At 67.5% G+C, this 25,810-nt stretch carries 22 protein-coding genes and 1 CRISPR repeat array; of the genes, 7 read left to right on the top strand and 15 right to left on the bottom strand.

Annotation, left to right across the window (positions count from 1 at the left end; genetic code table 11):
* Positions 1-55 precede the first annotated feature (55 nt).
* From JN22_RS01510 to JN22_RS01490, 5 genes are all read right to left on the bottom strand, one after another.
* Positions 56-1,501 (bottom strand): class I adenylate-forming enzyme family protein, encoded by a 1,446-nt coding sequence (locus tag JN22_RS01510; protein ID WP_085552215.1) that lies wholly within the window; start codon positions 1,499-1,501, stop codon positions 56-58.
* 11 nt (positions 1,502-1,512) lie between these two features.
* The gene (locus JN22_RS01505) at positions 1,513-2,061 is read right to left on the bottom strand and encodes a biotin transporter BioY (protein WP_085552214.1); all 549 of its coding nucleotides are present in this window, start codon (positions 2,059-2,061) and stop codon (positions 1,513-1,515) included.
* A 34-nt stretch (positions 2,062-2,095) separates the two neighbouring features.
* A complete protein-coding gene (locus JN22_RS01500; protein ID WP_085552213.1) occupies positions 2,096-2,713 on the bottom strand; it encodes an energy-coupling factor transporter transmembrane component T family protein in 618 nt (205 codons plus the stop codon).
* Positions 2,713-3,387 (bottom strand): energy-coupling factor ABC transporter ATP-binding protein, encoded by a 675-nt coding sequence (locus tag JN22_RS01495; RefSeq protein ID WP_085552212.1) that lies wholly within the window; start codon positions 3,385-3,387, stop codon positions 2,713-2,715. The genes JN22_RS01500 and JN22_RS01495 overlap by 1 nt, the downstream gene beginning before the upstream one ends.
* A gap of 241 nt (positions 3,388-3,628) precedes the next feature.
* Entirely contained in the window at positions 3,629-4,033 is a 405-nt protein-coding gene (locus JN22_RS01490) for a carboxymuconolactone decarboxylase family protein (RefSeq protein WP_085552211.1), read from the bottom strand.
* A 655-nt stretch (positions 4,034-4,688) separates the two neighbouring features.
* Here JN22_RS01490 and JN22_RS01485 point away from each other — a divergent pair.
* Positions 4,689-5,021 (top strand): hypothetical protein, encoded by a 333-nt coding sequence (locus JN22_RS01485; RefSeq protein ID WP_085552210.1) that lies wholly within the window; start codon positions 4,689-4,691, stop codon positions 5,019-5,021.
* A 343-nt stretch (positions 5,022-5,364) separates the two neighbouring features.
* Here the strand turns inward: JN22_RS01485 and JN22_RS01480 are convergent, their stop codons facing one another.
* The 3 genes from JN22_RS01480 to istA form a co-directional block, all read right to left on the bottom strand.
* Positions 5,365-5,625, bottom strand: a complete 261-nt coding sequence (locus tag JN22_RS01480; protein ID WP_179166012.1) for a Nif11-like leader peptide family RiPP precursor — start codon at positions 5,623-5,625, stop codon at positions 5,365-5,367.
* Between the two features lie 146 nt (positions 5,626-5,771).
* Positions 5,772-6,503: an IS21-like element helper ATPase IstB gene (istB, locus tag JN22_RS01475; protein WP_085551984.1), complete on the bottom strand. Its 732-nt coding sequence runs from the start codon at positions 6,501-6,503 to the stop codon at positions 5,772-5,774.
* Positions 6,490-8,010 (bottom strand): IS21 family transposase, encoded by a 1,521-nt coding sequence (gene istA, locus JN22_RS01470; RefSeq protein ID WP_085551985.1) that lies wholly within the window; start codon positions 8,008-8,010, stop codon positions 6,490-6,492. Before istA ends, istB begins: the two co-directional genes overlap by 14 nt.
* A 96-nt stretch (positions 8,011-8,106) precedes the next feature.
* On the opposite strand from istA, the gene JN22_RS01465 reads away from it, so the two are divergent.
* The 6 genes from JN22_RS01465 (at position 8,107) to JN22_RS01440 (ending at position 16,527) form a co-directional block, all read left to right on the top strand.
* Complete coding sequence (locus tag JN22_RS01465) at positions 8,107-8,832, top strand: recombinase family protein (RefSeq protein ID WP_143268095.1); 726 nt, start codon at positions 8,107-8,109, stop codon at positions 8,830-8,832.
* A gap of 408 nt (positions 8,833-9,240) precedes the next feature.
* Complete coding sequence (locus JN22_RS01460; RefSeq protein ID WP_143268094.1) at positions 9,241-9,507, top strand: hypothetical protein; 267 nt, start codon at positions 9,241-9,243, stop codon at positions 9,505-9,507.
* Positions 9,497-11,104: a hypothetical protein gene (locus JN22_RS01455; RefSeq protein ID WP_143268093.1), complete on the top strand. Its 1,608-nt coding sequence runs from the start codon at positions 9,497-9,499 to the stop codon at positions 11,102-11,104. Before JN22_RS01460 ends, JN22_RS01455 begins: the two co-directional genes overlap by 11 nt.
* Positions 11,101-12,852, top strand: coding sequence for an RAMP superfamily CRISPR-associated protein (locus JN22_RS01450; protein WP_085552206.1), 1,752 nt, complete (start codon positions 11,101-11,103; stop codon positions 12,850-12,852). Before JN22_RS01455 ends, JN22_RS01450 begins: the two co-directional genes overlap by 4 nt.
* Positions 12,845-14,140 carry an RAMP superfamily CRISPR-associated protein gene (locus tag JN22_RS01445; RefSeq protein WP_085552205.1) on the top strand — a complete coding sequence of 432 codons (1,296 nt, stop codon included), beginning with the start codon at positions 12,845-12,847 and terminating at the stop codon, positions 14,138-14,140. Before JN22_RS01450 ends, JN22_RS01445 begins: the two co-directional genes overlap by 8 nt.
* Positions 14,137-16,527, top strand: a complete 2,391-nt coding sequence (locus tag JN22_RS01440; protein WP_085552204.1) for a TIGR03986 family type III CRISPR-associated RAMP protein — start codon at positions 14,137-14,139, stop codon at positions 16,525-16,527. Before JN22_RS01445 ends, JN22_RS01440 begins: the two co-directional genes overlap by 4 nt.
* A 547-nt stretch (positions 16,528-17,074) precedes the next feature.
* Here JN22_RS01440 and cas6 read toward each other — a convergent pair.
* From cas6 to JN22_RS01405, 7 genes are all read right to left on the bottom strand, one after another.
* Complete coding sequence (cas6, locus tag JN22_RS01435; RefSeq protein ID WP_085552203.1) at positions 17,075-18,025, bottom strand: CRISPR system precrRNA processing endoribonuclease RAMP protein Cas6; 951 nt, start codon at positions 18,023-18,025, stop codon at positions 17,075-17,077.
* 531 nt (positions 18,026-18,556) lie between these two features.
* On the bottom strand, positions 18,557-18,844 hold the full coding sequence (cas2, locus tag JN22_RS01430; RefSeq protein WP_085552202.1) for a CRISPR-associated endonuclease Cas2: 288 nt from the start codon (positions 18,842-18,844) through the stop codon (positions 18,557-18,559).
* Between the two features lie 25 nt (positions 18,845-18,869).
* Positions 18,870-20,858: a CRISPR-associated endonuclease Cas1 gene (cas1, locus tag JN22_RS01425; protein WP_085552201.1), complete on the bottom strand. Its 1,989-nt coding sequence runs from the start codon at positions 20,856-20,858 to the stop codon at positions 18,870-18,872.
* Positions 20,859-21,023: 165 nt separating this feature from the next.
* Positions 21,024-21,414: direct repeats of the CRISPR family, unit length 38 nt; unit sequence GTTCAGCGGTGTTCCGCTATGGGAAGCGGATTGAAACT.
* A gap of 16 nt (positions 21,415-21,430) precedes the next feature.
* Positions 21,431-22,213 carry a hypothetical protein gene (locus tag JN22_RS01420; protein WP_085552200.1) on the bottom strand — a complete coding sequence of 261 codons (783 nt, stop codon included), beginning with the start codon at positions 22,211-22,213 and terminating at the stop codon, positions 21,431-21,433.
* A 25-nt stretch (positions 22,214-22,238) separates the two neighbouring features.
* Positions 22,239-23,858 (bottom strand): magnesium transporter CorA family protein, encoded by a 1,620-nt coding sequence (locus tag JN22_RS01415; RefSeq protein WP_143268092.1) that lies wholly within the window; start codon positions 23,856-23,858, stop codon positions 22,239-22,241.
* A 415-nt stretch (positions 23,859-24,273) separates the two neighbouring features.
* Positions 24,274-25,104 (bottom strand): amino acid ABC transporter ATP-binding protein, encoded by an 831-nt coding sequence (locus JN22_RS01410; RefSeq protein ID WP_449658086.1) that lies wholly within the window; start codon positions 25,102-25,104, stop codon positions 24,274-24,276.
* A complete protein-coding gene (locus JN22_RS01405; protein WP_085552198.1) occupies positions 25,104-25,808 on the bottom strand; it encodes an amino acid ABC transporter permease in 705 nt (234 codons plus the stop codon). Before JN22_RS01405 ends, JN22_RS01410 begins: the two co-directional genes overlap by 1 nt.
* Positions 25,809-25,810: the final 2 nt, after the last annotated feature.

The raw sequence follows: 25,810 nt of genomic DNA, 5'->3' as shown, positions 1-25,810 counted from the left end.
GGGCTGGGGGGAAGGTCGGGATGGGGGTGAGGAAAGCCGGAAGACGCGGGAGTCCTCACGCCAGCTCCTCCAGCCGGCCGGCGCGCGCGCGGTCGCGCAGGGCGGCGCGGGCGATCTTGCCGCTGCCGGTCAGGGGCAGATCGTCGGCCGCCAGGAAGCGCCGGGGCGCCTTGTAGCCCTCCAGCCTGCCATGGCACCAGGCGCGAAGCTCCGCCGCCGGGGCGCGTGCCTCCCCCCGCCACCAGAGCACGGCGGACACCGCGTCGCCCCAGTAGGCGTCGGGCAGGCCGAAAACCACCGCCTCGGCCACCGCCGGATGGGCACGCAGGGCCGCCTCGACCTCCGCCGGGTAGACGTTCAGGCCGCCGGAAATCAGCATGTCGCCCTCGCGGCCGGCCAGCCGCAGCCAGCCGTCGGCGTCGAGCCAGCCATAGTCGCCGACCGTCCCCCAGCCATCCCGCTCGCGGTAGCCGGCGCCGTCGGCGCCGCCGATGTAGCCGTCGCTCAGCATGGCGCTGCGCACCCACACGGTGCCGGGCTGGCCGCGCTCCACCGGCCGGCCGTCGTCGTCGCGCAGGGACAGCTCCACCCCGTGGAAGGGCCGCCCGACGCTGTCGGCCGGCGCCCCCTCGCGCGAGGAGCGCAGGCTGACGAAGCTCAGCTCCGAAGCGCCGTAATATTCGAGGACCGCCACGTCCGGGCACAGCGCGACCAGCCGCTCGTGCAGGGCGGGAGCCAGCTTCGCGCCGGAGCAGACCACCCGGCGCAGGGCCGGGAAGGGCGCGCCCCGCCGCTCCGCCGCGTCGAGGATGGCGACCAGCATGGTGGGCACGACGACCAGGGTGGTGACGCCGGCCTCCGCCAGCCGCCGGGCCGCGTCGTCGCCGTCGAACCTCGGCTGCACCTGGACCGTCGCCCCGGCCGACAGCCCCTCCACCGCGCCGTAGAGGCCGAGGCCGTGCACCAGCGGTCCCGGCACCAGCACGACGTCGCCGGGGCCGATGCCGAACTCGACCCGGCTGGCCTCCAGCGTCGCCAGCCAGGAGCCCTGGTCGCGGATGAACGGCTTCGGCCGCCCGGTGGTGCCGGAGGTGAAGCCGATCAGGAAGGGGGTCTTCGGATCGACCGGCGGCGGCACCCAGCCCGCCGGCTGCGCCGCGATCCAGCCGGCCGCCGTGCCGTCGGCCAGCAGCAGGTCCGGGCGCAGGGTGTCGAGCGCCGCCGCCGCCTGCCCCTCGCTCCATTTCGGGTCGAGCAGCGCCACGGTTCCGCCCGCCGCGACGATGCCGAGGAACAGCGCCAGCAGTTCCGGCCGATTGCCCAGCCGCAGCGCGACGCGCGGGGGCCGCCCCGCCGTCCCCGTCAGGGCGGCCACGCCGGCCCCCGCCCGCAGCACGGACTCCCGAAGGGCGCCGTAGGCAATCGGCGCGGCGTCGAAGATCAGGGCGGGGTGCGACGGGGCGCGGTCGGCGGCGTCGAGGAAGGGCCGGCAGAGGCTCATGGCTTCGGAAATCAGGCGTGGGCCGGCAGCACGCCGGCGCGGCGCACGGCGGCGGCGGCGAAGGCGGCGACGCCCGCCTTGATCAGGTCGCCCGGAAGGAAGGCCATCGACCCGAACGCCGCCTTCTCCAGCGGCATCCCGGCGACCAGCGACAGCCAGGGGATGCCGCCCGCATAGACCACGGCGATGCCGCCCGCCGCGCAGACCGCGAAGAGCCGCAGCGGGTTGGCGCCGGTGGCGAAGCGCTCGGCAAGCAGCCCGGTGACGAAGGCGCCGGCCACCCAGCCCAGGATGAAGCCGCCGGTCGGCCCCATCAGCACGCCGATGCCGCCCCGCCCGCCGGCCAGCAGCGGCAGCCCGGCGGCGACCAGCAGCACGAACAGCAGCACCGCCAGCCCGCCGCGCCTGGCGCCCAGCAGCGCGCCGGCCAGCATGACGCCCAGCGTCTGCGCGGTGACCGGCACCGGCAGGAAGCCCAGCGGGATGGGCGGGGCCATGCCGAGCCCGGCCAGCAGGGCGGCGAACAGGGCGCAGAGGACGAGGTCGCGGGTGCTCAGCATGGGGGTGCGCTTCCTTCCTGGGTGGGACTTGCCCCTACGGGCCGCGGTCGGCGGGGTCGTAGCCCCGCGCCTCCAGCGCGGCGGCCAGATCATCGGCCATGGTGAAGATCTTGACCAGCAGCGGAACGAACAGGGCGGCTATGCTCCGCTCCACGCCGCGCGCCTGCTGGGCCATGCGGACCTCGCGGACCTGTTCGGCCAGCAGCGGGATGAAGCGGATGGTCAGCGCCAGCATCAGCGCCAGCTTGGCCGGGTTGACGCCGACGGGCCGGAGCAGGCCGAACACCCGCTCGAACAGTTCCACCATGTCGGTGACCCGCGTGGTCAGCGTGACCAGCGTCGCCAGCAGGATCAGCGCCGCGAAGCGGAGGACGGCGACCAGCGCCGCCTCCCAGCCGGTCCCGGCAAGCAGGGCCTGCACTCCGAACAGCAGCGCCAGCATCGCCACCGGCGCCCGCAGATGGCGCAGCACCGTCGCCACCGGCAGCCGCGCGGCGGGGAGCAACCCAAGCCCGAGCGCTCCGGCCGCCAAGGCTCCCCAGACGCCGGGCAGCGCCAGCACCGCGGCGGTGACCGCCAGCAGCCCGCCCAGCTTGACGCCCGCCGGCCAGCGGTGGACGGGCGACTCCCGGTGCAGGTAGAGTCCCAGCATCAGGACAGCCGCGCCACATAGGCGGGAATCGCGACGGAGGGCACGTCGTCGGCGACGACCCGCCCATCCTCCAGCACCAGCACCCGGTCGAAATCCATCACCATGTCGAGATCGTGGGTGACGACGACGGCGCTCTGCGGCAACTCGCGGACCAGCTCGATCACCCGGCGGCGGTTGCGCAGGTCGAGCAGGGTGGTCGGCTCGTCGAACACGACATGGGCCGGCTCCAGCACCAGCACCCCGGCGATGGCGAGAAGCTGCTTCTCCCCGCCGCTCAACTGGTGGGCGGGCTGGTGGCGGTAGCGGGCGAGGCCGTGGCGGTCGAGCGCCGCCGCCGTCCGCCGGGCGATCTCCTCCTTCGGGATCTTGCGGGCCTTCAGGCCGAAGCCGACATCCTCCTCGACGGTCGGGAAGACGATCTGCATGTCGGGATTCTGGAAGACGAAGCCGACCCTCCGGCGCACCGCGCGCCCGTCCGTCCGCGTGTCGAGCCCATCGACCAGCACGCTGCCGGAGGAGGGGACCAGCAGCCCGTTCAGCAGCCGGGCGAAGGTGCTCTTGCCCGACCCGTTGCCGCCGACGATGGCGACGCGCCGCTCCGTCAGCCGGACGCTCAGATCGTGCAGGACGGTGCGGTCGCCGTAGGCGTGGGTGACGGAGCGGAATTCGATCATCGGAGCGTGGTCATCGGGCGCGTGTCGGGCGTGTGACGGTCGTGTTCGGGTGCGGAAGCTCTTACCGCCTTTGTCTTCGCCCCGCCAGCATGACCTTGCCCGCGCCCGAGGCTTCGGCTGCCCCTTGATCGTGTCCACACCGATGGGGCCCGGTGCGCGCTGCGTCGCCTTTCCATCCGGGAGCCGCGGATCCTGGCGAAGGGAGGGCGGCGCGCCGTCTTGCCGGTCAAATCTGGGGCGGTCAAATCTGGAATTCGGGATCGACCGGCACCTGCATGGCGGTCGCCATCGCGTTGGTCTGCATCGCCATGGCGAGGACGGAGAGGAAATCCTGGTGCTGCTCGTCGGTCATCCCCTTGGCCCGTGCGGCGGCGGTGTGGGAATGGACGCAGTAGGAGCAGGAGTTGGCCGTTGAGACGGCGAGGTAGATCAGCTCCTTGGTCAGCGGATTGAGCGCCGAGGGGGCCACCATCACCTGCTTCAGCCGGTTCCATGTGGCCTCGAGGAGGTCCGGCTGGTTCGCCAGCGCCCGCCACATGTTGTTGACGAAGTCGGTCTTCCGCGTTGCCCGGATGTCATCGAAGACGGCTTTGACACGAGGGTTCCGCGCGGCTTCCGCGTCGGTCCAGAGCTTGACGGTGGACATGGTGGATCAGCCCTCCTGAGGCGCCGGGTGTTCAAGGGAGGAACAGGGACTTCCCGTTGGGTGCTTGATCCTACCGCCAAGCCGCCGCATGGGAAAGTCCGGCGGGGGCCGGGCCGGGCCGGGCCGGGTGCGGGGCGTGCCGGCCGGAAACGAGGGAGTGACGTCGGAAAACCAGCGGCGGCCGGCGATCCGGCGCCAGGCAAGGAAATTGCCCCGATATGATCATCGGCTTCGCCAGCCTATGCCGCGTCGGCGGAATCCCCGCCGCGACCGGCTTGCAAGCCGCTGCACGCGCTGCGCCGGACGGAATGGGCATCGTCCGGTTGCCGGTCGACGGCGGGGTGACGAATAGATTGGGATGCGGCGGCGCAGGTGCCAGCAAGCAAGGGTGGCAATCCGGCAGGCACGGAAATGCCTGCCCCTTTGGGAAGCGGGCTGAAATCCGGGAGGGTTCGCATGCGATGTCACCGACAAGGAGGCAGCGGGCGACCTCCCTCATCAGCCGGCCGGCAAGCCCCCGGGGGGGGGGCGCCAACCGCTGATTCCGCGAACGGTGGTGAACCATGACGGCGCCCCCGGAATTTTCAGAAAGTCCGCACGGCATCCCGACGGGAGTGTATGAATATATTCCCTTTATTTTGTCGGGAGGCAGAGCATGAACGCGGTACGTGTCGGCAAGCATGGCTACAACTCCATCCTGACGACGTCGCAATCGGTGACGATCGTCAGCGCCGCCCAGAACACCGGCGGCATCGATCTCAAGTCGGCCCAGCTCTGGGCCGCAAACGACATCAGCATTCGGCTGATCGCCACCTACCCGGATTCCAGCAGTGTCGCCTTCTTCTACGTGACCGCTCTATCCAATCAGCCGGGAAGGGAGGCGATGCCCTATCCGATGAATCTTCCGGCCGGGGTGTCGTTGACGGCCGCTACCGGAAACGGTGTCGGCAGCGCCGGGGTATGGGTGAACTACGATCTCATCACCTGAAGATCATTTTCCGGGCTGCCTGCTTGAATAAAGAAAATATTCCTTTAATGTGGGCGCCTTCTTGAAGAGTGTGCTTGGTCGAAGGGCGCGCCTCAGATCATGACAATGGCGGCGTGGGGCGATCCGGATCACCCCACGCCGCTGCGCACCAGCCGCACGGATTCGCGTGGAGAGCCTCGGGACTTCGCCATCAGATCACCTGCATCACCCCGCCCCGGCCCTGTTCACGGGGGTGCTCTCCCGTCGAGAGGGATCGAGCGCCGGAGTGCGCGGCGAGGGAAACGCCGCGGACCAGCGATGAGGCCGGGGCGGGGCTGCTCATCCCAGACCAAGGAAGGGGGCGTCAGCTCATCATCTGCCGGAACAGTTCCCGCGGGGAGCGCACGCGGGAGCCGCCGGCAACCCCGTCGAGCTCCTCATCGGACAGTTCGGCGTTGCCGTGTCCGGCGATCACGGCGGCGATTTCAGCGTCGGTGACGTCATAGCCGTCGGCGCGCAGACGCGTGGCCATATCGGCCGCATCGGTGGCGGTCCGATAGGTCTCGATGAGAGCAGGCGTGGTGTTGGCCGCTGTGACGAACCGCTCGATTTCGGCTTGGCTCATGTGGCTCTCCATCAAGGCACAGTGCCTTTGTTGTCAATCGGCTTGCAATTTCCAGCCACGCTTGCGGTTGCAGAACCTGTTGTCCAGGGAGTCCACGGGAGGGGCCTGTGGGCCCCCTGGGCAACGGACGGAGGGAAGGCTTTGGATCAGGAGCGGTTCTTGAACCGCCAGCTCTCGTTGCCGGTTTCCAGGATGTCGCAGTGATGCGTCAGCCGGTCGAGCAAAGCGGTGGTCATCTTGGCGTCGCCAGCGAACACCGTCGGCCATTGAGCGAAGCTCAAGTTGGTGGTGATCAACACCGAGGTCCGCGAGTACAACTGGCTGAGCGCGTGGAACAGCAGTTGGCCGCCCCTCTGTGAGAACGGCAGGTAGCCGAGTTCGTCCAGCACCACGAGATCAACGCGGGTCAACTGGTCAGCGAGTTTGCCCGCCTGCCCGGTTCGGGCTTCGGCCTCCAACCGGTTCACCAGGTCGATGACGTTGAAGAACCGGGCACGGGCGCCGCGGCGCACGCAGTTGGCCGTGATGGCGATGCACATGTGCGTCTTGCCGGTCCCGGTTCCCCCGATGAACACGGCGTTGCGCTGGGTTTCCAGAAAGCCGCCATCGTGCAGGTCGCGCACCAGCCCCTCGTTGAGGGGACTGGCGGTGAAGTCGAACTCGGCCAGCGTCTTGGCCAGGGGCAGCTTGGCGGCGCCGAGCTGGTAACGGATCGAGCGCGCCTGCTTCTCCGCCCGCTCCGCGGCCAGCAGATCGCCCAGGATCTGCTGGACGGTGCGCTGCCGCTTCAGCCCGTCGCCCATCACCTCGTCGTAGGCGGCACGCATGCCGGCCAAGCTGAGCTCGGCCATCAGCGCCATCAGCTCATGCCGTTCCATGGCAGCCCTCCCGCACCGCGCGCAGGCGGTCGTAGCGCCCGCAGTCGGCGGCCGGCTCGATGGACAGCGTCAACGCCGTCGGCACCGCCATGGCCGGTGCCGGTGTGACGTCGTGGTGCCGGGCGAGGATGTTCAGGATCACGTCCCGGCTGTGCGTACCGCTCGCCAGTGCCTCGCGGCAGGCGACCTCCACCGCCTCCAGGCCATCGGTGAGGATGGCGGCGAGCACGCCAACGAACTGCCGGTCAGCGTCGTCGCCGCGGCCCAGGCGGGTCCGCACCGTCGCCAGGGCTGGCGGCAAATCCCAGTCCCGGAACGGCGCCCCGTTGCGCAGCGCCCCCGGCTTGCGGACGAGAACCGGAAGGTAGTGCAGCGGATTGTACCGCGTGTGGCCGTGCCCGAAAGCTCGAGGGTGCTCGGCGACGATCGCCCCGTTGAACCACACCACGATCCGTGTCGCGTAGGCGCGGACCTGCACCGGCTTTCCGGCGGCGACCGCGGCCACGCTGTAGCGGTTGCGGTCAAAGTGGATCAGGCAGGTTTTCGAGACGCTGAGCGTGGCCTCGTGGAAGCCGTCGAAAGGATCGCTCACGGTGATCAGCGCCGGCCGCTCCGCCTGGAACACCTCCCACACCGTCCGGCTTTTATCCTCTGGATGCGACGTCTGTTGGGCCCAGACGATCACCTCGTCGTGCAGGCGTTCGTTCACCTCTTCCAGCGTCTTGGCCCGCAGCCGCGGCGTGAACAGCCGCTGGCGCAAGGTGCCGACCTGGTTCTCGACCTGGCCCTTTTCCCAGCCCGAAGCCGGGGTGCAGGCCACCGGCTCGACCAGGTAATGCGAGCACATCTGGGCGAAGCGGCGGTTGAAGCGGCGCTCTTTGCCGACAAATACGGCGTCCACCGCCGTCTTCATGTTGTCGTAGATGCCGCGCTCGCACAGGCCGCCGTAGAAGGCCGCGGCACGGGCGTGGGCGTCGAACACCATCTCCTGGGTCTGGCGCGGGTAGACCGCCACGAACGGCATGCGGCTGTGGCACAGGCGGGCATGGGCCACCTGCACCTTGGTTGTCACCCCGTCCAGGATGATCCACTCCTCCGCCCAGTCGAACTGGTACGCCTCGGCCGGGGCGAAGGTGAGCGGAACGTAGGCGTTCACCGGCCCACTCGGCGGCTGGCGCTGCTTGAAGCGCTTGATGTAGCGCCGCACCGTGTCGTAGCCGCCCTGGAACCCGGCATCCTTCAGCCGTCCGAAGAGCCCCAGGTAGTCGAGCCGGTCACGCACCGGCCGCCGCTCGTTCTCCGTGATCAGCCGTTCCAGCTCCTCCTGGAACCCGGCCAACTTCGGAAGCGGCTGGTGCTGGCGTTCGTAGCGCGGCGCCGTCTCGCCCGAACGCAGGTATTTCGTCACCGTCTCCCGCGACACCTTCAGCGACCGGGCAATGGCCCGGATGCTTTTCCCCTTCGCGTGCTCGCGTCGTATCCGTGCGATCGTCTCCACCGTCAACATCCCTGTCCGCCACCCTGTCGTCCAAACCCAGGGTCGTAGTCTGCCAGATCAGGGGTGGCTGGTTATTGGACGCCGATCACCCCTGAAACTGGCCCAGTGTTGCAGGCCGATGCACAGCTCCCGCGCCCGCGCCTGCAAGGACGCGATGCGCGCGCTGAAGCGCGTAGCGCGGAGGCGCTGAAGTCTTGGGACGGCAAGTTGCCAGCCGGCATGGGCATCGGCCGCCTGATCGGCTACGCGAACCGGCTGGCGAACGACCAGATGTACGACAACGCGATGGACCAGCAGATTGGCGCCCTGCGCGCAGTCGGCGTACCGGAGACGTCAATTTTCGTGGATGAGGCGTTGATCGGCACGGTCGGTGACCGGAAGGGCCTGCAAGCCGCCCTGAAACAGGCGAAGCCCGGTGACACCGTTGTCGTGGCCGGACTCTCGATGCTCGGCCGAACCATGGTGGAGGTTCTGCGCGCTGTGCAGCTTCTACAGGCACGCTCCATGCATTTTTGGCTGCTCGACGTGAACATGCATTCCAACTCGGAGGCGGGTGCCCAGTTCGGCAAGGTTGTCGGCATGTTTCAGCGCGCCGAGGAAGAGCGCGTGCTCGCGGTCAGTCGGACCGCCTACCTCGCCGCCAGGGCCAACGGCAAGAGGGTCGGACGCAGCCCGGTCCTGACGCCGGAGAAGTGGAAGGAGGGTGGGCGTTTGCTAAGGGCTGGCGTTAGCGTGAGGGAGGTCGCGAAACGGCTTGGGATCGCGGTGGCAACGACCTACAACCACCGTGACGCCATGATGAGTGATTCGGTGGACGATCTGGAGGAGTAGCAGATGAAGAGTTATTCAAGCTGAAAGACCATGTGATGATGCCATTGTAGTTCCAAAAAGTGCGGTAGCATTCACAGCCTGGTTGATATCAGACCCCCATGTTTTGGCGGTGCGGCCAGCAATAAAACTGATGAAAATTTTGCCGTTTCTTCGCTATCCCCGGCTTGGAACTGACGGAGCTGCGAAAATTCCAGTCGCTCATAGACCCAAGAGCCAGCAGGCAAAGCAGCCGCTTGGTGGCATGCCGATCGAGGTTCGGACACCGACATCCATCTTCCTCCGCATTCCCCTCAGGCGGTCATCCTGATGCATTGACACAAATAATTGGAGAAAATCTCTCAAAGATGCATTCTTTAGGTGGGTGGCGTGAGAATCCGCCACGGCTTACTGGGGAGCGATGGTCAGAAAATGACCGCACCGCTGCATGATTGCGTGATCAGGTTCTGGCGGGAAACAGGCACTGGCCGGACAGTTGCCGGCACTGGCTTTCTGGCAACCGGGGCCGACGGCAAGACCTACGCGCTGACCTGCGCCCATGTGGCGAACCTGGCGCTGGGCCGCAGCTTGACCACCCGCATCGTGTGCCGCGGCTTCCGTCGGAGGCCGCGCTCAACCGCCCGCGTTCAGGCGCCCAGACCCCTATGCTGTGAGGATCACGCTGCCGATGAGCAATGATGACGGATTGGGAGACGCCCTGTTGGCGCGGGTGGCCGCGTGCAACTTCGACGCCACCATCTTCGACACCAACGATCTCAGTACCATTCGCGGCAGCGGTCTGATCGTGCTGCGCTTTCCCGACCGCATCGTCCAGCGGCTGAACCGCGACCGTCCCGACCTTCGGGTGTCGGCCATCGCCTCCGGCGCGTCGGAGCTGCTGTTCCGCTTCGCCCCGCTGCCGGGCGCGAGCGACGCGGTCGAAGAGCTTTTGCGGGCGATGCTGGAGGACCGCGCAGGTCAGGTGGGCTGGCCCTGGACCCTGTTCACCTATGTGTGGGCGGTGGAGCGGCCGGACGACCGCGCCGGGTCGGACTTCGTCAAACGCCGGCACCGGCTGGTCGCCCGCTGCAACGCGCAGCAGTATCAGCGGCGGACGATCACGCTCCCGCCCTTTCACAGCGATGCCCAGCGGGTTGGTCGGGGTGAAAAGGTCGACACCGCCAGCGTCGTCTGCGCCTTTGATGGGCTGCGCCCGGCCACACCCGGCCTTCGTCAAAAGGACAGGCCGGTGTCCGCCAGCGTGCGATGGCGCCGCGGCTTCGGTGTGAAGGCCAAGGGGCTATTCTATGAGGAGGAGCTGAAGTCGAACGGCTGCCGGCCCGCGCTTCCCTTCGCCTGGGAATTTTCCGATCTGGCGCCGACCCCCGAAGAACGGAAAACGCATGACATCCCGGAATCCCTGGCCGGCAAGATGGCCCTGATCTATCTGGACGGCAACGGCTTCGGCCGGCGGCGGGAGGAGGAGGGGCGGACAGCGGCGGGACTGACGGGCTTTTCCGAGAGGGTGAAGGCGAAAAGGCGGGACATGCTGCACGCGGTCCTGACGTCCTTGGAAAAGCGTCCCGGCATGATTCATCCCGGTGACGACCTGGCGCCGCGCCGCTTGCGCTTTGAAACCTTGCTGTGGGGTGGGGACGAGGTGATGTGGGCGCTGCCCGCCTGGCACGCCTGGGCGGTGATGGGAGAGGTGCAGGCGCATTTGAACGGGGGCCAGTGGGGGGAGCTGAGCCATGCCGCCGGGATGCTGATCGCCCCGTACAAGGCGCCGATCAAGCATTTGGCGGCCCTGGTCAAGGATTTGGCCGAAGTTGGGAAGGATGTGGACCGGGGTATCAACGGGGTCCAGATCGGAATCGTCGCCGGTTTCGACATGCCGGGGGTGACGGTGGACGCCCTGCGGCGGCCGTTGTTCGATCTGGTAGGCACCGTTGGCGACGTGCCGCATGGCGCCTTCCACTGCGACGGCGCCCGGTGGCCCGAGATTCAAAAGGCCATGGAGGCGATCAAGCACCCGCAAACGGGTCTGCCGCGATCCTCCCTGTACCGGAGCCATCACGAGGCGCTGGCGAAGGGGCTGTTCGCCATCGGCAAGGCGGAGGAGGCCCGCCGGCATCTGAACGCCGGCATCGGACAGATCGAGCTGGTGCATGAGGGGGCTGTCGATCCCCAGGCCCTCGACATCCTGCGCACCGGTTTTCCCGGCGCGCAGGGCGTGGCCGACCACCCGCTCGTGCCGCTCCACCAAATCCTCAGCCTGTGGGATCTCGCCCGATGACCGTCCCCTTCCGGTGGAAGCTGCGCATCGACCTGCGCAGCCCCTTCCTCATCCCCGGCCCGTCGATCACAACCACGCTGACCGATGCCAGTTTCGCGCGCGATGCCGCCGGCACTCCGATCATTCCCGGCACCCTGATCCGGGGCCTGTTCCGCGATGCGCTGGAAAGCGTGGGGTTCCAAGAAGCGCTGACCGTCTTCGGCGGGAAATCCGGTTCCGCCACCGCCGGGCCGGAGGCCGCGTCCGACATGGCGCAAAGCCGCAGGGTGGACAACATCCCGAAGCGGCGCACGCTCGACTTCCCCGATCTGGTGGCGGAGCGGGAGACGGGCATCGGCCCCGTCGCCCCCTTCACCCGCGTGGCGCTCGACAGCGACGGCACCGGGGCCGCGCGCGACGGGCATTTGCAGTTCATCGAACTGGCGGCGCCGCTCGGCTCCGTCGTCCATTTCACCGGAACCATCGCCGGCAAGGCGGAGGACCCCGATGCCCTTCTGCCCGCGTTCCAGAAGGCCGGCCGCCTGATCCGGGCCATCGGGTCGAACAAATCGTCGGGCTTCGGCGAGGTGGTGGGCATCACGCTATCGCCAGTGTCGGCCGCCGTCGCCAGTCCGGCATCCGTCCCGGCGCCTGACGGAGGCTCCGGTGTTCGGCACATCGACATTGCGTTCGCCCTCGACCGCCCCTTCCTGGTCAACGCCGCGCACACCACCGCAAACGAGTTCGCCGGTTCCGAGGTGATCCCCGGAGCGGTGCTGAAAGGCGCATTGGCGGGCAGCATCGCCCGGCTCGGAATCAGCCCCGACCAGTTGTTCCGGACCCGCATCGGCCATGCGTTTCCCGCCTGGGACGGCCAAATGCCGGCGGTCGTGCCGCCACTGTCGCTGGCGCTGTGCAAGGCTGGGAAGCGGTCCCTGCTGCTTGACCGGCTGCTGGCCGGCGATCTCGACGGACTGCCGCTCGACCATTGGGGACCGCCCATTTTCGCCACCGATTGGAAGGCCGCCGATCACGGCGATGTTCTGAAGCATCTCAAGGCATCGCGGCCCGCTCTGCGCCGTGACGCCCGCACGCGAACCGCGATCGATGGCAAGACCGGCACGGTCGCCTATGATCGCGACACCGAAAGCGGTGCGCTGTTCTCCTATAGCGCCGTGCGTCCCGACGGGCATCGCTGGGTCAGCCGCTGGCTGATCCCGGAGGATGTCGATCCGGCGACGGTGGCGGGCCTGACGGCGTTTCTGGCGCAGGGACTTCCCGGCATCGGCAAGACGCGCGCCATCGCCACGGCAGCGTCCTTTACGCCTGTTGGCGAAACGTCCGCCGTCCCGCTGTCGGGCGGCCGATGGGCGCTGACCCTGCAAACCGATGCCGTGCTCGGTGATGGGGACTTCGCCGATTATCGGGACTATTGGCATGGTCTGGGGTTCACCCTGGTCCGCCATTTCGCCGAACAGCGGTTGGTCGGCGGCTATCTTGCCCTGCGATATCCGGTGAGGCCCGACGGATACGCGCCCTATGTGCTGACCCGCGCCGGGTCGGTCTTTTTGCTGGAGGGCGGCGATGCGGAGCGGATGGCCGGGCTGCTGCGCCACGGGCTGCCGCCCGTACCGCCCTTCGACCGACGGGATTGGCGGGAGTTTCCCTTCGGACGGGAAAATGGGTTCGGCGCGGTGCGGCTGAACGCGGTCGATCACGCGGCGCTGCTGGCCGGCGAGGAACTGGACAAGGGTGGCGCCCATGCATAAGCATCATGTGGAGTTGACGGGCAGCCTGACCGTCCTGTCGCCCCTGCATATGGGCAACGGCCAACGCGGCACGCGCGAGGGACTGACCATCCGCACCGAACAGGGGGAGGAGAAGCCGGTCCAGCTGAGCGAGATCCAGCGTGACGGACGCGACTTTCCCTATCTTCCCGGCACCTCGCTGAAGGGGGCTCTGCGCGCCCGGCTGACGGGCGGAACCGTGGAAAAACTGTTCGGGCGGCTGGACGACAAGACCGATGGGGACGGCGTGATGGGCCGCCTGTGGATCTATGGCGCCATCCATCGGAACAGCGCCGCCGCCGCCGGGCCGCAGCACAGCGTCGTCGCCGCCCGGACCCGAATCGACCGCGCCAGCGGCACCGCCGACGACCACAAGCTGTTCCATGCGGACATGGTGCCCCCCGGCACGGTCTTCGACTTTCACGCCCGCTGGCTGACCGACGCCGAGGGTGCGGAGCTGGACGCCGAGCTGGCGCAGGTCGCCACCGCTCTCGCGCCGCTGACCGACGAGGCCGGGATCGCGCTGGGGCGCGGCGGCCGCCAGGGCCAGGGCCGCGTCCGCCTGTCCGAGCTGACGGCGACGCTGGTACCCTGGGACGGCGACCCGGTGGCGGTGACGCTGCCCACCTTGCGGTGGCAGCCGCCCGGCGAGGTCCACCGGCTGCGGCTGACCGGCGACGGCCCCTACATGATCCTCGATTCTGCCCGCCGCGCGGCCAAGCCGGAGGGCGCGGAGGAGGAGACCAACATCCTGCATTCCCTGCTGGATGGCGCCGGTCACCCGGCGCTTCCCGGCTCCACCCTGCTGGGGGCGTTGCGGGCGCGGGCGGCGTGGCTGGACGGCGGGGCGGACAACCGCGACCGGGTCTATTCACCGCAAGAGGAGTTGAGCGCCACCGAACGGCTGTTCGGCGTCACCGGCTGGCGCGGGCTGCTGGGGGTGGAGTCCATCCGCATCGTCGATCCTGGCGTGTCGCAGCGCTTCACCTCGGTCAAGCTCGACCGCTTTTCCGCCGCGCCCATCGACGGCGCGCTGTTCACGGTGGAGGCCTTTGTCGATCCGGTGTTCGAGGTGACGCTGAGCCTGACCCCGCGCGGCAATACCCCGATCACCGACGGCGCGCGCGCTTTGTTCGAGCGGCTGCTGCGGGACATCCGGGACATGGGCCTGATGCTGGGCCATGGCGGATCGCGCGGGTTTGGCTGGTTCGGGGTGGAGCCCCTTTCCACCGCATCCCTGGACGGTTCTTCGAGTGAGGCGACGGCATGACCGAGAAGCTTGATCAAGCGCGCGACGCCACCAAACTGGACTATGAACGGCTGCTGCGGCAGCGGAGCGGCAACGCCGTCGACGGCGCGCTGGACCTGCATTATGATCGCGTCGATCCGCTGGTCGACGATATCGATGGCGAGTTGGACGCGATGAAAGCGATCCTGCTCGCCCACAAACCCGGCAGCGGTCCGGCCGCGAACCTGTCGGCAAAGCCCGTCCGCAGCAACGCCCCGCCGTTTGCGATGGAAAGCGGCGGCAAGCGACGCCCGTCGGTGGATGAGACGGTGCTGACCTCGCCCTTCCGCTTCGTCGCGCTCAACGACGCCGTTGTCCCGCCGGAGCGGGACCGGCCCGACCTTGGCCGTCCGCTGGCAGGGGGATACCGCGCCGTCATCCGTGTGGATTGGGCAGCGGAAACCCCGCTGCTGATCGGCGCCGGCGGCAAGGAGGATGACGTGGTGGTGCCGATGACCATCGGCGCCGGCAAGACCCCGGTCATTCCGGGGGCGACCATCCGGGGTTGCCTGCGCGCGGCGCTGGAGATCGTCGCGTCCGGGCGGCTGGGCCAGATCAACGCCCATGCCATCTATGGCCTGCGCGATTTCGACCATCCCCTGGTCAAGTCGCGCGACGAAAGCCAATCCTTGCTGGCGGCGAAGAATGTCCGGGCGGGATGGCTGACGCTCGGCCCGGAGGGCGTGACCATCACCCCCTGCGCCGACTGGTATCTGATTCCCATCGCAGCCCTGCGGCCGGCGTCCCGCGATCCGTATCAGTTCCGGGCGAACTGGCTGCGAAAGACCATCCCGGAACGCTATGCCGACATCGAGCGCTCATGGGTGTCCGGCAGCGGGGAGACTGACCGAACCATCCGCTTCAGCGCGATGAAACCGCGACGCTTTGCCATCGAGGAGCAGCGCGGCGATGGCAAGACCATCCTCGGCTTGGACTCCGACGGCGCAGTGTCCGGCCATCTGGTGTTCTCCAATCGCTCGCCCGCGGCGGCATCGGCGCAGGACATCGAGACAAAGGAAAGGAATGGCGGCCCAGGCCAGCCGAAGAAATACGAATATGTCTTCGACAGCCGCGAGGGAACCCCGTTCACCGTCCCGCCGGAGGCGTGGCAGCGCTTTCGCGCCATCAACAGCAAAATCTTCAAGAACAAGATGAAGGGCGACGGGTCCTGGGGGATTCTGGAACGCTCGCTGGTCGATCCCGGCGACCGCATTCCGGTCTTCTATGTCGGGGCCGGGGCCGATCTGCAAATCGGGCTGACACGCTTCTTCAAGATCCGGCATCGCTACAGCCTGGGGCAAATCCGTGACCGCGATCCCGCCCATCGTCGCGCGAAGGCCAAACGGCCGGAAGAGGTCCGGCTGGATTTCGTCGAGGCGCTGTTCGGCTATGTCCATGAGGCCGACGAGCTGTTCGATCCGGTGCCGGACTCGGTCGGTCCCGGTGCCTTGGCGCGGCGCGGGCGGGTCGCCTGCGGCTTCGCCCGGCTGACCGGCGCGGCGCGGGTGGGGCCGGTCGTCGCCACCGTGATGGGCGCGCCGCGCGCCTCCTTCGCCCCCTTCTATCTGCGCGGCCGTTACAAGGATTACAGCAGTCCCGAACCCGCCACCCGGCTGGCCGGGCGCAAACGCTATCCGCCGCGCTTTCCCGCCGAAACCGCGGCGGGGGCGGAGACGGCGATCAACGGCCTGCTGCGGGAGCAGATCGCCCGCATCGAGCGGGACAGCGGAAACCGCCCGTCGTCCAAGGTGCAATCCCGCCTGTCCTTCCTGCTGCCGGCGGCGGGCGAGCGCGAGCTGCGCTTTTCCGGCGATCTCCGGTTGGACAATGTCAGCGCGGCGGAACTGGGGGCGGTGCTGTGGGTGCTGACCCATGGCGGCGACCCGGCCAAGCCCTATCGTCACATGATCGGCCGGGGCAAGCCGTTCGGCGCCGGTCAGATGCGGGTGGACCGGCTGTCCATCCGCCTGATCCCCAACGACGCCGATGCACGCCGGCTGATGGCGCCGCCGGAGGCGTGGGAGCGGGCCTGGGGCGACGGCGACCACTCCATGGCCCCCTTTCTGCGCGCCTTTCACGGCCATATGCGGCGCCACCGCCCGCACTGGCCGCGCACCGCCGATCTGGGCGAGTTCCTGGCAGCATCCGATCCCAGCCTGTGGGACCACCGCGAGCGGTCGGCATCGTTGGAGTACCCGCGTCTCAAGTCCTTCAACGAGATCCGCAAGATCGGCAAGCTGTCGACCGGGTTCGTCCCGCCGAACCCCCGCCCCGACCGCCACCTGCCGGTGCTGCCGGACACCGACGCCGCCCTGCGCTACGCGGAAGCGGCGGTTCTGCCCTACAGCCCGGCAGAGTCGAAGCGATGAGGGCGGGGACCGCCGCGCTGCTGGCGGGGAGGGAACCCTGTGGAAATTCAGGAAAATATTGAGATCGTTCCGTTTCTCACGATGAATGCGGATTTCCTCCTCATGCCCCTTGACGGATCATGGCCGTCCAACATCCACCCTGTGGAACCAGCCGCGGAAAACATCATTGCGACAAGGTGATATGGACGGTAGCCTTCAGAAGCGTTCCGCTATGGGAAGCGGATTGAAACGGGAGGGGCGGACCGGCCGCCCCCGCCACACACTTCAGAAGCGTTCCGCTATGGGAAGCGGATTGAAACAAACTTCTTGGCGTTTTGGGGATTCCAGAACTTCAGAAGCGTTCCGCTATGGGAAGCGGATTGAAACAACACCAAATAGAACATCCGACGAGACATTTCATCTTCAGAAGCGTTCCGCTATGGGAAGCGGATTGAGACTCCATTTCCTCACGGCGGAGATGTTCTCCCGGCGTCTTCAGAAACGTTCCGCCATAGAAAGCGGATTGAGACAGTAGCAGGACGAGCGACAACCACTTGCTGCCACCCGTTCAGACCGTCAGCGGTTCCATGCTGTAGCGGCCGAGGCCCTGGGCGGCGTGGCTACCGGCGTGGGTCAGGGCGCCAAGGGTCAGCAGGGGCCACAGGGGACCAAGGTCGCCGGTCAGGGTGACGGTGCCGCGCAGACCCTCCATGCGGATGGGCGCATCGCCCTGGCGGGCGGAATGGCGGTGCCACGCCAGCGGGCGCAGGGATGAGGCGTCGATGGTCAGGGTGGCGGCATGCTCCTTCAGGCTGCGCCAGTCGGCGACGACCGTGGTGTCCAGCCAGCGGGCCATGCCGGACAGCCGGTTGCCCAGGCTGGTGAACAAAGACCCGACGCCACCATGCGTCGTGCCGCCCCGGCGCAGGCACAGCGGCGTGACGAAATGCAGACGGGCGGCGGCGGGCGGCGCGGACGCGGCCACCCCCTCGTGAACCGCGATGCGGCGGTCCAGCGGCTCCAGCGCCGCATGCAGGCCGTTTGGCATGGCGACCCCGCCGCGCAGAGCCAGCACCCAGGCGTCGGCGGCGCTTTCCAGCCAATCGGTGGCGAAACCGAACAGGGTCAGGCGCAGCGCCATCAGGTCGAGGCCATCGGGCGCGGGATCGGCGGCGATGACATAGGGCTTGGGCGTCTCCAACCCCATCAAGGCCGGATGCTCGCGGAACAGCGGGTCATAGGCGCAGGGCGGCGACCAGGGGCACGGGCCGCCGTGGCGCGCCACAGGCGACGCCGTGTTCAGCAGCTGCCGCCCCCAGGCCCCGCGCAGCCGTCCTGGAAAGGCGGGATTCCACACCAGATCGCCGACGCTCCACCCGCGCGGCGGACGGCAGAGCGCCACCACCTCGGCATGGAACCAGCGTTGCGGCAGTTTGGCCAAGTCCGCCACCGCGATCGGCGCCGCCAGTCGCGCGCCGATCGGATCGCCGTCCATGCCCGAGTCGCCATCTTCCCGCATCCCGCGATCCTCGCCCTACCATAACCCGGTGTCCGCGTGTTTGGCGGCGACCATGCCACATCCACGGCGAATCCGGCCATGGCGAATCCGCCGAAGCGGGCCATCGGACCCTGTGGATATTATTCAATCAATTGATACTACTAAGAAAGTTGCAGAAATCCTGGTGCGCGGCGATCCGCCTCTTGACAAAAAGCCGACCTCAATCGCCTGCCCTGTGGAGAGAGTGGGAAATCACCTTTGTTGCGTCAATGGCTTGCCAGAGGTAGGTTCAGCATCGTTCCGCTATGGGAAGCGGATTGAAACCCAGAGGAAGAGGCAGAAGGCTTTTCCACCTTCCTCTTCCGTTCAGCATCGTTCCGCTATGGGAAGCGGATTGAAACCGATCGAGACGACGGTACCGATGTAGTGGTAGGTTCAGCATCGTTCCGCCATGGAAAGCGGATTGAAACATCTCAAACCGCATCTCGCGGTAGTTCATAAGCGGGGGGGCAATCCGCCCCGTCACCGAAACGGCGCTTTCCCTGACCGCATCTACAGCAGGTAGAAATCCTGCGCCTCGGCCAGCGGGGCGCCGCCATAGCTGCGGGAACGGGTCAGGCCATGGGCGCCGATGGCGTAGACGCGCAGGCTGTCGCCCGGCGCCAGATGGACGGCGACCTTTTCGGCCAGACGGGCGGCGGCGTGTTCGCTCATGCGGGCCTCGAACACGCTTTTCTGCACGCGGACGGCGGCATCCTCCAGCGCCTTGGCGACGCGGCGGCGGCGCTTGTTGTCGGCCACGTCGTAACAGAACACCATCAGCATCTCCGCCGCCGCCATGGCCGCCCGCCTTTCGCAACGCCGTTCAATAATCCAGGGTGAAGGGCCGATAAGGCGCCTCGCCCAGCGTATGGCGGCCATAGGCGACGACTTGCGCCTGCATCACCCGCCGCCACAGCATTTTCCGCCCTGATGGTCCCTTCACCGCGCGGTCCAGCCAGCCCTCATAGCCGCGGATCAGCCGGTCACGACCCGCCGACTGGATGCGGCAGACCGCGCCGCCTGGTTGCCCATCCGGGGCGGCGGTGGTCAGGAAATCGGCGCGGGACAGGATGCGGTTGTTGAACAGATAGACCGCCAGCCCTTCGACCAACGGCGCGCGGAATTCCTCGATCAGGTCGGACACGCAGGCCTGGGCGCCGTCGCGCGCGCTGTGCAGCGCGCCGAATCCTGGGTGCAGCCCATGACGGACGACGAAAGCGGCCAGATCGCGATGCAGCATCGCCGACAGGTAGGAGATCACCAGATTGACCGGATCGGGCGGCGGCCGGCGGCGCCGATGCTCAAACCGCCATCCCTGTTCCAGGCAACGGCCCAGCGCCGGCCAATAGGCGGCCGCCGCCGCCCCTTCCAGCCCCATCAGGGCCGGCACATCCTCGGCCACCGGCAGCTTGCGGATCAGCCGGTTCAGCGCCAGGGCGGCGTCGGTGACAGTGGTGTCGGCCCGCTTGCGGTTCAGCCGCCGCAGCAGGGCGCGCTGGTTGCGCAGCCGGCCATCGACGATGCGCCGCGCCAGATCGAGCCGCGCCTCCGGATCGATGGCCAGCCGCGCCTGGGCCAGATGCAGCCCGGCGCGTGGGCCGGTGGGGCGTTCCAGCGTGCCGACGCTGTCGCCCCAGCCATCGACCAGCGCCACATCGACGCCATGGGTCAGGGCGTGGCGCAGGACGTCGTCGTCGGCCTCGCAGCCCGGTCCCAGTTCGATACGGTCGAGCCGGGCCGGCGGAATCGCCAGCAGTTCCGCCCCATCCTCCGTCACCGTGAAGGACTGGTTGCGCCGGGTCAGCGTGCGGCCCCGGCGGGTGACATACAGCACGCGCAGGCCGGGCGCGCGGTCCTCGTCATCCGGTTCGGGCGCGGGGGCGGCGGGTTCGGATGTCGCGGCGGGATGGCGGGCGAGAACCAGCGCCTCGTCCGGGGTCAGATCGGCGGCATCGTCGCCGTCCACCGGCCGCACCACCAGGGAACGGACGAACAGATGCCCGAGAAAGCGGAACCCCTGTTCGAACGGAACGATGCGGGTCTTGTCGGGGTGCAGCCGCAACCCGTGTTCGGCCAGCAGCGCCGCCATGCGGTCGCGCGCGGCCTCCGCCGCCGCCTCGCCCCGGCACATCAGCAGGAAATCGTCGGCGAAGCGGACCAGACGGATACCGCGCGCGGCGATGCGGTCGTCGATGTCGTCCAGATACAGGTTGGCGAGCAGTGGACTGAGCGGCGCCCCCTGCGGCAGCCCCAAACCCATGGCGGAAAAGCTTTCCAGCCACAGCTCGATCAGGTCGAGCAGAGGCTGCTCGTCGATCGCGCGGGCGAGGCAGGCCATCATCCGCTCATGGGGAACCCGTTCGAAATAGCGTTCGATGTCGCCGTCCACCACCCAGCCGAACCCCTGGCGCCGGTGTTCGGCCACCCGCGCCACCGCCATCGTCACCGACCGCCCCGGACGGTAGGCGAAGCTGCCGTCATGCATCTGCGGATCGAGCAGCGGGGTCAGCACCTGGGCGACGGCGGTCTGCGCCACCCGGTCGACCACCGGCGGAATCGCCAGCGGGCGGGTTCCGCCATCTTCCTTGGCCACGTCGATGCGGCGCAGCCGGCCCGGACGGTAGGTGCCCTGGGCCAGGGCCAGTTGCAGCCGCACCAGCCGGGTCGGCAGATCGACGGAGAACTCCTCCACCGTCATCCCGTCGCCGCCGGCGCCGCCCTGGTTGGCGAGCACCCGCTCCCACGCCGCCTCCAGCCGATCCAGCCGGATGATCCGGTCGAACAAACCAAGGGTTTCGGCGGGATCGGGCATGCGGGAACCCTGTGGAAAGTCGAAAATACGAGGATTATAGGCAGGTTGATGACCATTCCGTACATATTTCCGATGAGGCTCTTGACAGAATGCGGGCTGGGATTTGCCGCTCTGTGGAAAGGCGTGGAGAATGAAGATGTTGCGTCAAGGGGTTGTGGAAGGTAGGTTCAGCGGTGTTCCGCTATGGGAAGCGGATTGAAACTTTCTATAGGAATCAAGTTCAGAGCGAATAATATGTTCAGCGGTGTTCCGCTATGGGAAGCGGATTGAAACTAAGAAATATAAGTATAAGATTCAGTACTACAACAGTTCAGCGGTGTTCCGCTATGGGAAGCGGATTGAAACTGCCGCTTCCGAGAGAGGGCGACCATTCGCGATTTCGTTCAGCGGTGTTCCGCTATGGGAAGCGGATTGAAACTCCTGTGGATTTAGATACGCGTCACAAACGAAGTTCAACGGTGTTCCGCTATGGGAAGCGGATTGAAACAACCAAAAAAATTGCACTGTTAAGAACAGTGGTTCAGCGGTGTTCCGCTATGGAAAGCGGCTCGATTGAGCGAACCGCCTTCCGATTACCCCGCATCCTGCCCCTCAGCCACGGCGCGCAGCAGTGCGGCGTCGTCCGGCAGCGGATTGGCATGGCCCCAGAAGCCGTAATCCGGGAGGGCGCCGCCGCGCCAGCCGCCGGGAAAGGCGCGGTCCAGCGCCGCGATCACCATGCCGGGGCCAAAGACATTGATCTCTCCCGGCGACAGCACGATCAGCGGGCGCAGGTCGTCGGGGGCCAGCCGGTCCGTCACCACGGCGCAGGCCGCGTGCGGCAGCCGTGCCAGACGGGCGCGGCCATCAAGGACCGTTTCCAGCGTGGCGACGGCCTGTTCCCCGGCCGCTTCCATCTCCGCCGTCACGCCTTGTGCGGCGCGGTCGTCGCGGCGGATGGCGGCGATTTCCGCCGCCGTGGCCCCGGCTGCCCGCAGGCCGCGGATATGGCCGCGGTCGTTGGCGGCCACCAGCTCCATCCGCCGGGTCCAGGCGGCGGCGGGCAAGGCCAGCAACGCGAAAACCTGGTGCAGGGAGGTCGGACGCTCCGCCCCCGCCGCGTCGCCGTGGTGATCGACGATGATCGTCCCGTCCGGAAGCGGCATATCGGCCGCCAGTTCCACCAGCACCGGCCGTCGGCCCGACGCGGCGGCGGCCCCGATGGCATCGGCGTAATCCGACGCCTTGGCCCCCCAGGCAAGCCCGGCATCGAACAGCGGCGCATCGGGGGCATGATCGCGGATCAGCCGGGCGATCTCCACCATCTCCAGATCGCGGCCGCCCAGGAAGAAGGCGAAGGGCGAGGGGGCGGTCATGGCACGGTCCGTTGCAGAGATTCAGTCATCCAGGATACAGGAGATACACACCAACCGCGCATCCGATGATCGGCAGCAGGGGAAGCCAGCGTTTGCCCCACCCCGGCACGTGGCGAGACATCGAACCGCCCAGTCCGGCCAGCCCGACGATCGCCCCCGCAAGAAGCACGGCCCAGGCGAAGATCGTCCAGTCCGCGCCACCCCAGGCCTTGATCGTGGCATTGCCGTCCGCTTTGTCGGCCACCAGGACATTCATACCGAGAAAGCCGGTCGCCAGCGACGGAATCGCCACCAGCAGCGCGGCGATGGTCAGGCGGGTGGTGGCCTCGGCGGTGCGGCGGTTTTCCGTCGCGTCCTGATACTCGGCGGCTACGCGCGCTTCTTCCCTCACCTGTTCGTACAGCGCCTTCGTGTTGAGGTGGCTGCGCCACAGGGCATACATCTCGCGCGCCTGAATCTGGTTGGACACATCGACGAACCAGTACTTCTGCGTGAAATCCAGAACACGCTTCAGCGCGCGCTCCACATCCTTGGCCCCCTCCGCGTCGGCCAGCCGCTTCGATTCGGCCAGCAGCGCCGCATATTCGAACTGCGCCAACAGGGCCAGCTGGAAATAATGGCGGCGGAAATGGGGCGGCAGGAAGTCTTTGAAGAATCCGTTCGCTTCACCGCCGACGGCGACGAAGCCATAGCCGGAGAACAGGTAGCGCGACGCCCTGGCGACGTTCAGGCTGCCATCCCCGTTCCTGATCCAATGGCGGTCGTAACAATGGCGCGCCTCGAAATTGCCAAGAAACTCCTTGGCATAGGGAAGCGGCAGATCATCGGGATCGTCACAGTTCGCCAGCCGCACCCAATCGCCATGGGAAATGGCGGCGGGGTCGTCCACCCGCAGGTACAGCATCTGCGGGATGCGCTCGTCCACGACCTGACGGATGTGGGCGCGATCGGCGGACAGCAGCGGCTTCAGCAGAGCCTTCCAATGCCCCGCCAGCGGCGGCTCGCCCTTTTCGACTGTCGGGCCGATCATGTCGGCGGGCGATGCGGGCACATGGTCCGGCCCGCATTGACCGTCCTTGCGTCGCCAGCGGACCGAGGTCGGCATCAAGCCCGCCTGCCCGTTGCGATACCAAAAGGGCGGGTAGGCCCGGCGCAGCCGTTCCTGGACGATCTGGGCGTGGTATAGCCGCATCGGCTGCCGCTCGCGGTCGACCAAGACATGACCGTCGTTGCGGAGTTCCAGCGCCAGCACGGCAATGCCAGCGTCGAACAGGTACAGGTTGGCACGCTCCACCTGAAACTCGACAGTGAAGTCGCCGGTGGCATCGCCGAAGCTCGCGTCCAGACCGTCGCAGCCGGAGCAGCGGAAGAGGCGGACCTTGTCGGATTTGCCGTTCTTGCCGAACAGGAAGTCGCGGACGAAGGGATGGAAATAGACGAATTCCTGATAGGCCGCCTGACCATCTCCAGCCGCCCCGAGATGGTCGAGCAGGCGGGGAATCTCCGTCCACCCTCCGCCTGCCAACGCTTTTGCCGCGTCATTCCGCAAGCTGCGCGGGTCGGTGACGCGCCCGTCCTCCAGCCGGAAAGGCCAGACAAGGATCTGACGAAACTCCTGAACGCGAATGTTTTGCGAAGGTGTCATGAATCGGCTTATCCCAACCTGAAGCACAGCTATTTATAGCAGGTAGCACCTAAGTTTCTGGGGAAAAGCGTGGTTCGCATTTCAGCTTCATACTTGGCATGCCCAAAGGAAATTCAAACGCCTGCCTGACAGTCGTCACGGAATATGGAGGTAGGGAATATGAGATGTTTCTGGTAAATGAATATAAGGGATCAATCAACAAATTAGCGGGATTTGACATCAATACAGGTCCACGGATGGAATGCTTCGGACCGGCAGGCCGTCGATCGACGGTGGTTGATGGGCGCCGCGAAGGGGGCAGGCCGCTTGTTCGACGCCTCCTGCCGACCGGCTGACGCGATTGGCGGGCGCCGATCGGCGGATGCCGAAGTTCCGATGCCCCGACATCAGGCCATTGCATTGATTCAAAATGAAATCAGAAACTGTTCCTCTCATGGTAGGTCTGGAGGAACTGTTTCACGCGCGGCTCGCTGCTCTCGTGGAAGACCTCGCGCGGCGGGCCGAAGGCGGCGATGCGGCCGCGGTCGAGGAAAGCCACCCGGTCGGCCACGTTGGCGGCGAAGCCCATCTCGTGCGTCACCACCACCATGGTCATGCCGTCCGACGCCAGATCGCGCATGACTTGCAGCACCTCGCCGACCAGCTCGGGGTCGAGCGCCGAGGTGGGCTCGTCGAACAGGATCAGGTGCGGCTCCATGGCGATGACGCGGGCAATGGCGACGCGCTGCTGCTGGCCGCCCGACAGGCGGGCCGGGTAGGCGTCCGCCTTCTCCGCCAGCCCGACGCGCGCCAGCATCTGGCGGGCCCGGGCGGCGGCGGCGACCTTGTCCATGCCGCGCACCTGGACCAGCGCCTCGGCCACATTCTCCAGCGCGGTCATGTGGGGCCACAGGTTGAACTGCTGGAACACCATGCCGACGTTGCGCCGCAGGTCGCGCAGCTCGCGGTTCGACAGGCGGCGGCGCGGGTCGCCCTCCGTGTAGCCGACCAGCCGGCCCTCGATGCGGATCTCGCCGCGGTCGTAGACCTCCAGGAAGTTGATGCAGCGCAGCAGCGTGCTTTTCCCCGAACCGCTGGGGCCGATCAGGCAGACGACCTCCGATCGGTTCACCGTCAGGTTGATGTCGTGCAGCACCTCGTTGGTGCCGTAGGCCTTGCTGACGCCACGGATGCTCACCATCGGCGCCGTGGGGTCCGTGGGGGAGTCCTGCCCTCGCATGGGCTTGGTTTCGGTAACGGCCGGCATCACGCCCTCGCGCTCGATATCGTCTTCGACGGGCGGGTCGTCTTCGACGGGTGGGACAGGAAACGGGTCACGCGCGCCTCGAAGCGGCGGCCGAGGCGGGACACCACCTCGACCAGCAGCCAGTAGAACAGCGCCATGGCCAGGATGGTCTCGAAGCTGGCGAAGGTCTCCGCCGCCATCGTCTGCATCTCGTACATCAGTTCCGGCACGGTGATGATCGACAGCACGACGGTCTCCTTGGTCAGGATCGCCAGCATGTTCACGATGGCCGGCACGGTGGAGACCAGCATCACCGGCAGGATGACCCGGCGCAGGATGCCGCCGTAGGGCATGCCGAGGCTGAGCGCCGCCTCCACCTGCCCCTTCGGCACGGCCTGGTAGCCGGCGCGGAAGATCTCGGCGAAATAGGCGCTGCCGTAGAGGCCGAGCCCGAGGATGCCGGCGGTCGTCGCCTCCAGCCGCAGCCCGATGGCGGGGCCGCCGCTGTAGAGCAGGAAGAGCTGGATCAGGAAGGGCGTGCCGCGGATGATCTCGATGTAGGCGCGGATCGTCCAGCGCAGCGGCTTCCACTCGATCCGGCCCAGCAGCATCAGGACGAAGCCCAGCGCCAGCCCGATGGCGCAGCCGGCCGCCCAGCACAGGATGGTGACGCCGAAGCCACGGAGCAGCGCCGGGCCGTACTGGATGAAGAGGGTGAAATCCATGG

Source organism: Azospirillum agricola, assembly GCF_020005195.1.
In the GTDB taxonomy this organism is placed as follows: Bacteria; Pseudomonadota; Alphaproteobacteria; order Azospirillales; family Azospirillaceae; genus Azospirillum; species Azospirillum agricola.
The sequence above is the reverse complement of the archived record's forward strand: the minus strand, read 5'-3'. Positions and strand labels throughout refer to the sequence as shown.